Below are 11923 nucleotides of genomic sequence, written 5' to 3' on the forward strand. Positions count from 1 at the left end.
CGTTGTGGGGGTGTGTGGTGGTGGGGGTGTGCCTCTCCGGGTTGGGGGTTTGGTGGGGCGGGGTGCGGGTGTAGGGGTGTGCCCGGGTGGTGGTGGTATGCGCGGGTTGCCGTGCGTGCCGCCGACGCATTCCTGACGGCCGGTGGACGCATTTTTCAAGCATTAGAAAAGGGGAGCCAGTTAGTGCATAACGTAACGACAACACATTTTCCCGTCCCGGGACCGCACCCCACCCGACACCACCCACACCCCTTTTTCCGGAGGAGGAACGGTGACGGCGGAACGGCCCGGTAAAGGACCGCGCCGCCGCGCACGGCAGACCGGTACCACCCGCACGAACCGGGTGAACATGTCGTTCGACGACACCGAGCTGGAAGTGATCCTCACCGCCGCCGGCCGGGACGGCCAGATGGCTCTGGGAGCGTGGGCCGCCCGGCAGGTGATCGCGGTCGCCCAGCACACCCTGATCCCGCTGTCCGCCGATACCGGCGACGTGCTGCGCGAGCTGATCCGGTCCCGGATCCACCTCCAGGAAACCGTGGCAACGCTGCACACCCTCACCGCACCGCCCGCACCGCCCGCACCGTTCCCCGTCTCCGCCGGCACGCACCCCGACGGCTCCCGCGCCGCCGTTGCGAACACCCCCGCACCTGCTCTCCCGGACCAGGTCCGCACCGCCGTTGAGGAAGCACTCGGGGCGATCGTCAGGGTGGATGCGGCGACCGTGCAGCTCATGCGCGAACGGCGCTCCCGGACATGAAACGGGTGCGGACGCGGTGATGCCGAAGAAGGCCCGCGGCGGGACGGCCACCGCCGATCTCCTCGCCTACCTCTACGGCCCCGGGAACCACGAAGAGCACACCGACCCGCACCTCGTCGGCGGCTGGGACCCCGACCTTCCCTGCCCGGCCCGTACCCCGGACCGTATGACGCTGTCCGACCTCGGACTGCTGCTGGACGCCCCCGTCGCCGCGCTGCCCGGCCCGCGCCCCGCCGAGCACGTATGGCACGCCGCGGTCCGTAACGCCCCCGATGACCGGGTGCTGTCCGACACCGAGTGGGCCGAGGTCGCCGCCGAGATGGTGGCCGCCGCCGGGATCGCACCGCACGGTGACGAACACGCCTGCCGGTGGGTGGCGGTCCGTCACGCCCCGGATCACATCCACATCGTGGCGACCCTCGCCCGTCAGGACGGCCGTCACCCCCGCCTGCGCGGCGACATCCCCCGCATGCACACCGCCGCCCGGGCTTTCGAGGCCCGCTGGGGGCTGGAGGCGATGTCGCCGCTGGACCGCACCGCACGCCGCGCCCCGGCCACGGGGGAGAAGGAGAAGGCCACCCGCCGGGGCCTCGCCGAACCCGCCCGCGAGACCCTTCAGCGCACCGTCCGCGAGGCCGCCGCCCACGCCACCGGCACCACCGACTTCCTCACCCGGCTGCGGGACGCGGGCCTGCGCGTACGCGAACACCACGACCAGCACGGCGCCCTGGACGGGTACGCGGTCGCCCTGCCCGGCGACCGCGCCGACGGCGGCTCCAGGCCGGTCTGGTTCTCCGGCCGCACCCTCGCCTACGACCTGTCCCTGCCCCGCGTCCGCGAGCGCTTCGAGCCCGGCATCAGCCCGGAGAACCTCAACGGGGCGCACGACCGGATCCGCCTGGCCGCCGCTCTCCTCACCCGCGCCGGACGGCTGGAAGGGGCGGGCGACGTCGCCGCCCTGGGCGACCTCCTGGTGGTGGCCGCCGCGACGTCCCCGCCCGCCGTACGGGAGAAGGTCCGCGCGGCGGCGGCGGCGTTCGAGCAGGCCGCCCGCGCCCCCGGCGCCCGCACCCTGCAAGGCGCCGCCCGCGCCGGGTTCAAGGCCGCAACCCGCGCCCTGGAACGCGCCCCGCAGACCGCCCGGGGCGGCGGCGCCCCGGCCGTCCTGAACCTCCTGATCGCCCTCGTCGAAGCCGTCGAAGCGGCCACCGCCTGGCACCGCGCACAGGACCACCGCGCCCAGACCGGCGCCGCCGCCCAGGCCGCCGTCCTGCTGCGCGAAGCAGCCACCCTCACCAGCACCAGCGCCCGTACGACGACACCCCGGACCGTGCCGCGCACCGTACGGGTGATGCCCACAGCCGGGCGTGGCCCCACCCTGCCCCCGCCCGTTACCGGTGTGCCGCCCCGACCGCACCCGGGCCCGGGGCGTTCGCGCTGACCCGTACGAAGGAGCCCTCATGTCCACGCCCGCCTCCGCGCAGCCGCTCGGCGAGCCGTTCTCCGAAGCCCTGTCGGAGGCGGCGCAGGCCGCGGCGATGTCCGTACGGCTGATCCTCACGATCGCCGACGCGGTCCGCCGCGCCGCCCAGAAACACCACGACGGGAAGGAGAAGGAGCTACCCGACGGCTACGCCAAGCACGCCGAGGACCGGTGGGCCGCCGCCGAGCTCGGCAAGCACCTGCCCGCCGGCCTCCTCGACCACCTCGCGGGCAGTCCGGACTGGCCGGTGATGGCCCGCCAACTCATGTCCCTCGCCCACGCCGGCGTCGACCTCACCACGTTCCTGCCGAACCTGGGCAACATGGCCTCCGGCGTGGAGCGGGCCGTCGCCCACAACGCCGCCCGTACGAAGGCGGAAGGCACCGACCGCTGGGCCGACCTCCTGCGCGCGACCATCCCCCAAGGCCTGGTCCGCGACGCGATCCTCTCCTCCCCGGCCTGGCCCACCCTCGCCGCCGCCATGGGCCACCTCCACGACCAGGGCGCCGACATCGCCCGCATCCTCACCGACGCCCACGCCGCCGGCCTCGGCGTCGACCAAGCCGTCGCTGCCGCCACCACCCGAGCCGCCAACCCGGCCTCCCCGCCCCAAGTCCAGGCCCCCGCCACGGCCCCCGCTGTACGGCCGACACCCACCACCGCCCCCGTCCCGACACCCACCACCGCCCCCGCCGCTGCTCCCGCTCCCGCGGCGGCTGCCGCCGTACGGCCCGCTCCCGCACCCGGACCTGCTTCCGCTTCCGCAGCGATTCCGCCCGCCGGCACCGCTCCCGTCGTACGGCCCGCTCCGGCAACCGGCCCCGCTTCCGCCGTGACCCCGCCCCCCGGCCCTGCGCCCGCCCCCGCGACGACGTCTACCACTGCATGGCCGCCCGCTTCCGGCCCGACCCCGCCCGCTGCGCCCGCCCCCGTCCGGCCGACCCCCGCTCCGGCCGCCGTACGCCCCGCCCCGGCAACCGGCCCCGCTTCCGCAGCTGCTCCGCCCGCCGGTCCCGCGCCCGCCCCCGTACAGGCCGCCGCCCCCGTACGGCCGCCCGCTCCGGCCGCCGTACGCCCGGCCCCGGCGCCCGCAGGTGCTCCGCCCGCCGGCCCCGCCCCCGTACGGCCCGGGCCCGGCACCGCACCCCAGCCCGACCCCTGGGCCACACCCGCAGTGAGTTCCGACGCGAAGCGCTCCTGGGGCCCGCTGACCGAGGGCCTGGACCTTCCCCGCGATCTCAACCTCGGCAACCGCGCCCACGCCCTCCAGCAGCTCGGCATCAACAAGGCCGCCCACGCCTACTTCGTGGCGCAGGTCAGGGAGCACCTGTCCCAGCAGGAAGCGGCCTTCCTGGTGAGCGCCCGTCAGTGGCCGCTGCTCGCCGCCCGGATGCGCAGCATGGACCGCGAGGGCGTGCCCCTGGGCCGGCACCTCGTCCGCCTCGCCCCCAAGGACGCCCCCTGGCGCCAGGGCCCGCCCTCGGAGATTCCCGGCCGCCTGCTGCTCGTCACCCACCACGCGCTCACCACACCGCTCGACCAGCCCCTGCCCACCGGCCCCCGCGTCTCCACCACGGCCGCCCGCTCCCGCTCGACCACCGCACCCACCGCCCCCACCAACCCCCAGACCCAGGCCCCGGCCGGACCCGCGGTACCCGCACACCGTCAGCAGACCGCCCCCGCACCCCGGCAAGGACGCGGACGATAGAACCCCGGCGGGGAGGGCGGCAGGGGAACCGGCCGGCGGGGCACCGGGACCGCGAGGGTGGTCTCGCCATGCCAGGCCACCACATCAAGGGCGAGCGGGGTAAGGGCGGGTCTCCGCCGGGCAGCGGCTGCTCGATCAGCGCCGCGTGGTGCGGGCGGGGTGCGTTGCCGCCCGGGCGGGCCGATGCAGGCGGTGCCTGGGTTTCCGTGGCAGGGGCCCGGTACGGGCCTCCTGCCACGGTCCGGCCGTACGGTCCGAGGACGGCACGGCCGACGCTGCGTCCCGACCGACCGTGCGCCAACACGGGTGGGGACGCGCTGAGTCCAAGGGGGGCCTGTACTTTTGGTTGCACCCAGTAGGCAGGACTCCCCCAGAGTCCTCTCATTGGACTCAGCTGCGTTGTTGTTGCCTTTCCAGGGTGCCTCGCGGCCGGTGGGGGACGCAAAGACGACTGGCGCAGATTTGAACCAAAGCGGTCGCTCACAGGTGCATACGCCGTGACCAGGAGCAACGCAAGTCCCGACACCGCCGGAGGGTTGGGCGGCAGCACTGGCCACCGACAGTTCACACAGAGCATTCAAAGGAACACGCATCCGCGCCGCTGCCCGGCGCAGTTCTGAACAAATCCTGTCCGACTTGCTCCGTCTGAGGCGATAGGTCGGTTGCACGGCACCGGCAGCGCCCCGCTCGAACTGGGATCCTGGTCCTACCCCGTGGAGGAACGACGCCAATCGCGCCTCGCAGCACGGGTTGCACCCAGTAGGCCGGGGGACGTTGCGAGCACGCGGCGGCGTCCCCCCTCAGCCCGAAGGACCCTCACATGCCGCACATCAACGGGGAGATCACCCCCGTCAACGGCGAGATCACGTCCATGTACCGTCCGGCCGCCGACCCCGCCACGCTCCCCCCGGCCCCGGCCCCGGCCCCGGCCCCGGCCCCCGCGCCGACCCGGATCACCCTCGCCCACACCCTGCTCCCCACCGCCTGCGTCGCGGGCGGCACCGTCCTGCGCCTCGCGGGGAACATGCCCACCGGCGAGATCCTCGAACTCCTCGCCGGCTGCGGCGCCACCGGCGCCGCCACCGTCGTCCTCATCACCGGCGGCCGTCACCTCGGCGCCGCGATCGGCCGCGCCGGCCGCGCCCTGTTCGCGAAGACCGGCTGAACCCGGCGGACCGCGACATGGGACGCGCCCAGAACCCCGTCACCACCAACAACACCTACCGCCGCCACCTCGCCCTCATGCTCCGCGAGCTCCTGGCCGCCTCCGGCATGACGTTCCAGCAGCTCGCTGACCACTGCAAGGACATCAGCCGCCCCACCCTCCAGCGCGCCGCCTCCGGCGACTACACACCCAAGGAGAAGACCCTCAAGGCCTTCGCTGCCGGCTGCGGCTTCCCCGACGCTACAGACGTCCTGCTGCGCCTGCGCATCAGGGCCCGCATCGAGGACCGCGGCCTGCTCCCCAAGCTCGGCACCGCCCTGCACCCCTCCCTCATCAGCGACGAGCGCGACCTCAGCCGCGCCATCGAGTACCTCTACGAGGCTGCGGGCGCCCCCTCGTTCCGTGAGGTGCGGGACAAGAGCGGCAACCACCATGTCCTGTCCATCAGCACCCTGCGCCGGATCATCCTGCGCATCACCACCCCCGTCGACGAGCAGCAGCTCCTCGCCATCGTCCACGGCTGCGGCGTCACCGACCAGGACGAGCTCTGGTCCGCCGCCTGGAAGAAGATCACCGTCACCACGACGGTGACCGAGGAACGCCCGGTCACGCGGATCGCCCCTCGTACCGCCGACCGGGGACAGTATCCCGAGGAGCCGGGCGGGGGCCACCCCTGGATCATGAAGCGGCACACCCCTCTGTCCTGGCCGGAGTACGACCACCTCAGCCTCCTCCTCGGCCTCCCCCCGGCCCCACGGAAGAAGGACTTCAGGAGCGCCTCACGGCGGCTCCTGGATGACCTGCGCGAGCAGTACCACCTCCACACCCGTCGTGGCGGCGCGTACCTCGGACCCCTCTGATCAAGGACGCCGGCCCGGGCGCCGGGCCGGCGCCGCACAGGACGAAGACCGCGCTCGGAACGTGGAGGGGGCCGCTGCACCGCGCAGCGGCCCCCTCCCCATTCCGGCTCCAGACCGGACACCCTGCCCCAACGCCTCGCCTCCGCGATGGGCCGCCTCCACGACCAGGGCGTCGACGTCGCCCGGATCCTCACCGTCGCTCATGCCGCCGGGCTCGGCGTCGACCAGCCGTCGCCGCAGCAGCCGCCGTCCCCGCACCGACTGCAGCCGCACCGAGGGCAGTCGCCGCGCCCGCCTCGCCCGCGCCGGACGGCTGGACGGGGCGGGCGACGTCGCCGTCCTGGGCGACCTCCTGGTGGTGGCCGCCGCGACGTCCCCGGCCGCCGTACGGGAGAAGGTCCGAGCGGCCGCGGCCGCGTTCGAGCAGGCCTCCCGCGCCCCCGGCACCCGCACCCTCCACGGCGCTGCCCGGCCCCACCACCCCCGCTGTCGGTCCACCGCCGCCCAGGCCGGATGCGGGCCCGGGTCGTTCTCGGTGACCGTACCGGCAACGTGACCGCACCAGCCCGCGGTGTTGGCGAGGGGACGGAGGGCGGAGGAGCCGGAGCGGGTGTCCGTGTCCTGCGGGTCAGATCTCGCGGAGACGGGTTACGCGCCCTCACCTCGACGGGGCAGGTGCCACCACCGGCGACGCCCAGCCTGGGCCAGCCGTGCTCGTACGTCGGCGAGATTGTTGCGGCTGTTGAGGGTGTCGGGGTGGTCGGGTCCGAGGGTGCGTTCGCGGTCGGTGAGGACGTGTTGGTGGAGGTCGGCGGCCCGCTGGTGTCGTACGGACCCGGGCCGAGCCCGTGTCCGATCCCGCCGTACGGCCGGCGCCCGCCGCCGAACCCAACGCCGTCGTACGGCCAACCACCCCGGCCGTCGTACGCCCCGCCCCCGCTTCCGCAGCTGCTCCGCCCGCCGGCCCCGCGCCCGCCCCCGTACGGCCCGGGCCCGGCAGCGCCACCCAGGCCCGACCCGTGGGCCACACCCGCGGTGAGCGCCGACGCGAAGCACTCCTGGGGCCCGCTCACCGAGGGCCTGGACCTCCCTCACGACCTCAACCTCGGCAACCGCGCCCACGCCCTCCAGCAACTCGGCATCAACACGGCCGCCCATACCTACTTCGTGGCGCAGCTTCAGGAACACCTGCCTCAGCAGGAAGCGGCCTACCTGGTGAGCACCCGCCTATGGCCCCTGATCGCCGCCCGGATGCGCAGCATGGACCGCGACGGCGTTCCCCTGGGCCGGCACCTGGCCCGCCTCGCCCCTGACGACGCCCCCTGGCGCCACGGACCCCCCTCCAAGACCCCCGAACGCCTGCTGCTCGCCACCCACCACGCGCTCACCACACCGCTCGACCAGCCCCTGCCCACCGGCCCCCGCGTCTCCACCACGGCCGCCCGCTCGCGCTCGACCACCGCCCCCACCGCCCCCACCAACCCCCAGACCCAGGCCCCGGCCCCCGCCGGGGCCGCAGTGCAACCACACCGCCAGCAGACCGCCCCCGCCCCCCGGCAAGGACGCGGACGATAGACCCGCCAGACCAGGAAGAGCGCGGCACGCACACGAAGGGGCCCGCACCGTGACCGGTGCGTGCCCCTTCGCGTGCTCAGCGCTTGATGGTGACGCAGGGCATCCGCTCCGCGTGGCCGGAGACCTCCGCACAGATCCGGCTCCGGTGCCGGAAGCTCTTGCCGATCTTCCACGTGGCGATCTCGTACCGGTATCCGCGCGTCTCCTTGGAGGCCATGTGCTTCCAGCCGCGAACGTCCCGCACCCACTCCCCGCCGCGCCATTCGCTGATCCGGGCCCGTACGCCCGGCTTCCAGCCGTCCAGGAGCACCCGGACCTCGCGCACCTTCAGCCCTTCACCGGTGACGCCGATGCTCACCGGCCCGTCCTCGGCCGTCCCGCTCGCCTGCGCGGGCGCCTGCCCCACCAGGCAGAGCGCCAGCACCGATACCGCCACAACTCGCGTTCGTGAGCCCATGTTTCGCATACCGGGTCAACGCTCGGGTGCGGCCGTGGATACGCTCCTGGTGGCCCGTGCCGACATGGAGTGTGCGGGAGAGGGCCCGGTCCCCGGTGACGGGGTCAGGAGTACGGCCGGGTCCGCAAGCGCCTGGTGCCGGTGGCCTGTCGCCACCGGCACCAGTTCGTTCAGCCGTTGCAGGCGGACGGTAGACCCGCAGTCCGGTACCTCTGGCCCCCTGCCGCGCGTTCCAGCCGCGACCGTTCCCTTCGGGCAGACCCCGGCACTTCCCACGGCGGCAGCTGATGCCGGCAGGCAGGTGTGCGACCCGGTGGTCGGCCCGGGTTCGGGACCCCACTCGTACGCCAGTACGATGCACTGTCCCTGACATGCCGTCAGAGTAGAGCGGGGCCTCGACATGCGGCCCCGCTCCGGCGCCAGACCGATTCAGTCGTCGTCCGGTGCGCTGCCGATCCAAGCGACCGGCCCCTCCGCGGTGGTGCCCCAGTGCGGTGCCCGGTCCTCGTGACCCGCCTCCAGCACGCAGATCCGCCCCCACCGCCCGTGCTTCCCCGCACACACCCCGGCGAGCAGCTCCACATCCCCCGTACGAACCGCGTACGCATACCGGTCCCGGAACACCCGGAACTCGACCTCCAGCTCAGCCCCGGCCCGGCGCTCCTCCTCCTCGACCAGCGCCCCGACCCGCCGCACCTCCGCACCGCCCAACACCGCGGTGAACACCGCCCCGCCCTCCGCCCACGCCCGCCGCCGGGCATGCCCAGCGACCGCCGTACGGACCCGAGCCTCCTCGACGCCGTCGCCGCTCACGCCGCCTCCGCCTCCGCCCACTCCAGCCCCAGCGCGGCCAGCCGCTGGAGCTGCTCGCCGGTGAGCGTGGCCCGCCGGCTCTTCACGTTCGACAGCCACACACCGAGCCGCACCGACGTCCCGTCGGGCAACTCCTCCGACCAGGACCGCGCGACCACCACCGTCCCCTCCCGCTCCGCGTACTGGGCGAGCGCGGCGACTCCCCGCTCGAACGCCCCGGCCCGCGCACCGCCCGCCCGCCGCGACCGCGCCTTCACCCCGACGGCCTCGACGGCCGGCTTCTCCGGCGGCCCGACACCGAGCTGGACCAGGCGCTCGCGCTGCCCTCCGGACAACGCCTCCCACCCGTCCTTCTGGGCGGCCAGCCACACGCCCACGTCGAGCCCGTTCACCATCGCCCCCGGCTCCACATGCCCGACCACACCTCCGGGGGCCACAAGGCCCTTCAGGGCCGCGTAGTGGCGCTGCCAGTCGATGGGCCAGTCCGGGTTCCAGTCCGGGTCGATCGCGGCGAGCTGCGCCGCGCGCCGCTGCGCCCGAGCCTGGTCCTTCCCGAGCCCGTTCTTCTTCCGGGCGTTGGCCAGCCACTGACCCACGGGTCGGTCCATGATCTTCGCCGTGACCGGCGCCGCGAGGGTTCCGTACGCCACGGCGTACGCACGGGCCGCACCGAGGTTCTCCTCCCACGCCGCGTCCGCCGGGTCCCACACGACGCCGAGCGCCTCCAGGTCCTCGGCCCGCTCGGGCAGCATCGTCCCCGCCCGCATCGCCCGGCGCTGATCGGACAGCCACCGCCCCAGCGGAAACCCGCCCTCACCCTGCTCGTCCCCGCCCTCAACCCAGTTGTACGGCACGGCGAGATCACCCTCCCGCTCCCGGTACGCGACCGCCGCCCGGTGCCCCGCCCGCCAGTTCGCGTGCTCCGGCTCGATCAGGTTGTACTCCACCATCCGCGCGACCAACGCCGGGTCGCGGTGCGTCCCGAACCGGAGCAGCAGCCGCTGCTCCTCCTCGTCGTCACCCTCGGGCGCCGGTCCGAGCCACGACGACACCGGCTTCGTCCGTTTCAAGTCTTCCGACGGAACAGCGAGCATTTCCACTGCACGCTCATCATGCGCCCGCAGCCCGGAAAGAAGCTTCAGAAGAGGACGGTACGAAGCCGAATACGGCATATCCTCCGCAGTTTCATCCGGCCCAAGAAATACCGGCACGATCAGCGTCGCCAATTTATCCTGCCCGGGCTTCTGCCGAAGCGCCCGACCAATAGCCTGAACAATATCCACCGCCGACCCCTTCGGGTCGATCAAAGCGACAGAATCCACGCTCGGGCAGTCGACGCCCTCACCGAGAACCCGGCAATTCGACATCACCGCCCGCCCGACCCGCGCCCCGAACTGGTACAGCTCCTGAGCCCGCATCTCCGGCTCGTGCTCACCCGACAGCCACCCCGACCACACCTGAGCCGGATGCCGCTCCGGATCAGCCGCGTGCAGCCGACCCGCCACCCGCCCCAGCCCCACCGAGAACGCCCTTGCCTCGACCGTCCGATGGTGGAAGGTGATGCACCGCTCCAGCCCGTGCTCCGCCATCGCCTCCAGCAGCGCCGCCTGGAGCACCGCGAGCCGCTCGCCCCGCACGTGCTCCTCGAACCGCTCCTCGCCGTACAGCTTCTCCAAGGTCAGCCGCTCGTCCCGCAGCTCCACCACCACGATCTGATACCGCGCCAGCAGCCCCCGGGCGATCGCGTCCGAGAGATCCAAAGCCCACAGAACCGGCCCGAAGATCCGCTCGTCCGACATCGAGCACGCCATCTCCTTCGGCAGCCGGTCCACCGGCCTGCGCCCATCACCCGGCGCCTCCACCTCACCCGGCGCCTCCACCTCACCCGCCGCCACCACCTCACCCTTCCGGCTCCAGCGAGGCCGGGGCCGCTCCATCCAGATCCGCGGCGTCGCCGTCAGATACAGCCGGCGCATCGCGGGAAGCTGCTCCTGGTCGTGGACGACCGCCCACGCCTTCCCCAGCGAGCCGCTGGTCCGGTGGGCCTCGTCCACACAGATCAGGTCCCACACATCCATGGGGAGCCCGTACGCACCCTCGTGAGCCTCGACCAGGACCGGCAGCGACGCGTACGTCGCGAACACCGTCACCGGCCCGCTCCCGTAGTGCAGTGCCAACTGCGGGGCGTTCGTCGTCGCGGGCACCCGCAGGTCGTACAGACGCGGGTCGTCATCCATCGAGCACACCGCCACCATCGGCCCCGAACGCCCAAAAGCCCGCCACTCCCGCACCGTCTGCGCCAACAATTCCAGCGTCGGAAGAAGAACCAGAACCCGCCCATGCGGAGAAATCCGCTGCGCCGCACCGGCAGCAATGAACGTCTTCCCCGTGCCGCACGCCGCGTGTACCTGACCGCGCAGCCCATTTCTTGGAATACGTTGTCCGGGCCGGATTTCCAGTCCTGCGACAATGGCATCCACCGCTTCCGCCTGATGCGGGTAAAGCGGAATTTCACCGGTCATGACGAGATGTCTCCAGATCCGGGGGAGGAGGTAGTGGTTCACTCGTGATGTTACCCGCGCATCACTTGATGCACGACTCTGATGCGGCACGATGCATCACATCGACTGACGGTTGGCCTGTTCCGATCCCACCATGGCCGATCAGTGTGCTACATTGCGGGAGCAGTGCGCATCACACGACTTCCTGAGTGCGTGCGTGTCCCGGGCGTGACTGCCCGTCAGATCGGACTCTCCAGCCCTCCGCCCCGACCTCCTCACGGTGGCGGACCCCGAGGCCGGCCCCGGGAGGGAGTGCCCACCAGTTCGGGATCCTACCCGCAGGCACAGTTGATACACCGCCACCCCCTGCCGTAGCCAGCCCGGCGAAGCCGGCAGGGCGGGAGCGCAGCGGACGCCCCGCCACGGAGCGCAGCGGAGAGGCGCCCAGAATTACCGCGAAGCGGTAATTCCTATTCACGCGAAGCGTGAATACCCATAAACCGCGCAGCGGTTTATCAAAGGCGCGCAGCGCCTTTATGAATTCGCGAAGCGAATTCCATCCCTGCCATGCGCGCAGCGCATGGATACCCGCTCCGCGGGG

Annotated in this window: 10 protein-coding genes; 7 read left to right on the plus strand and 3 right to left on the minus strand. The window is 73.0% G+C overall.

Annotated elements, in window-relative coordinates; all coding sequences use genetic code 11:
- Window positions 1-271: 271 nt before the first annotated feature.
- The 7 genes from AMK21_RS33370 to AMK21_RS35240 all read left to right on the plus strand — a co-directional run bounded on the left by AMK21_RS33370 (window position 272) and on the right by AMK21_RS35240 (window position 7551).
- Window positions 272-760: a hypothetical protein gene (locus tag AMK21_RS33370; protein WP_073882888.1), complete on the plus strand. Its 489-nt coding sequence runs from the start codon at window positions 272-274 to the stop codon at window positions 758-760.
- A 19-nt stretch (window positions 761-779) separates the two neighbouring features.
- A complete protein-coding gene (locus AMK21_RS33375; protein WP_073882889.1) occupies window positions 780-2201 on the plus strand; it encodes a hypothetical protein in 1422 nt (473 codons plus the stop codon).
- Between the two features lie 19 nt (window positions 2202-2220).
- A complete protein-coding gene (locus tag AMK21_RS36555) occupies window positions 2221-3951 on the plus strand; it encodes a hypothetical protein (protein ID WP_234422129.1) in 1731 nt (576 codons plus the stop codon).
- 820 nt (window positions 3952-4771) lie between these two features.
- Window positions 4772-5116 (plus strand): hypothetical protein, encoded by a 345-nt coding sequence (locus AMK21_RS33385; RefSeq protein WP_073882890.1) that lies wholly within the window; start codon window positions 4772-4774, stop codon window positions 5114-5116.
- Between the two features lie 17 nt (window positions 5117-5133).
- On the plus strand, window positions 5134-5976 hold the full coding sequence (locus AMK21_RS33390; protein WP_073882891.1) for a helix-turn-helix domain-containing protein: 843 nt from the start codon (window positions 5134-5136) through the stop codon (window positions 5974-5976).
- 202 nt (window positions 5977-6178) lie between these two features.
- Window positions 6179-6532: a hypothetical protein gene (locus AMK21_RS33395; RefSeq protein WP_073882892.1), complete on the plus strand. Its 354-nt coding sequence runs from the start codon at window positions 6179-6181 to the stop codon at window positions 6530-6532.
- Window positions 6533-7011: 479 nt separating this feature from the next.
- Window positions 7012-7551: a hypothetical protein gene (locus tag AMK21_RS35240; protein WP_073882894.1), complete on the plus strand. Its 540-nt coding sequence runs from the start codon at window positions 7012-7014 to the stop codon at window positions 7549-7551.
- 76 nt (window positions 7552-7627) lie between these two features.
- On the opposite strand, the gene AMK21_RS33410 is transcribed toward AMK21_RS35240, so the two are convergent.
- The 3 genes from AMK21_RS33410 to AMK21_RS33420 all read right to left on the minus strand — a co-directional run bounded on the left by AMK21_RS33410 (window position 7628) and on the right by AMK21_RS33420 (window position 11385).
- Window positions 7628-7987 carry a hypothetical protein gene (locus AMK21_RS33410; RefSeq protein ID WP_234422128.1) on the minus strand — a complete coding sequence of 120 codons (360 nt, stop codon included), beginning with the start codon at window positions 7985-7987 and terminating at the stop codon, window positions 7628-7630.
- 450 nt (window positions 7988-8437) lie between these two features.
- Window positions 8438-8821 (minus strand): hypothetical protein, encoded by a 384-nt coding sequence (locus AMK21_RS33415; RefSeq protein ID WP_073882895.1) that lies wholly within the window; start codon window positions 8819-8821, stop codon window positions 8438-8440.
- Entirely contained in the window at window positions 8818-11385 is a 2568-nt protein-coding gene (locus AMK21_RS33420) for a Helicase associated domain protein (protein WP_420712541.1), read from the minus strand. The genes AMK21_RS33415 and AMK21_RS33420 overlap by 4 nt, the downstream gene beginning before the upstream one ends.
- Window positions 11386-11923: the final 538 nt, after the last annotated feature.

Source organism: Streptomyces sp. CB00316 (assembly GCF_001905595.1).
Lineage (GTDB): Bacteria > Actinomycetota > Actinomycetes > Streptomycetales > Streptomycetaceae > Streptomyces.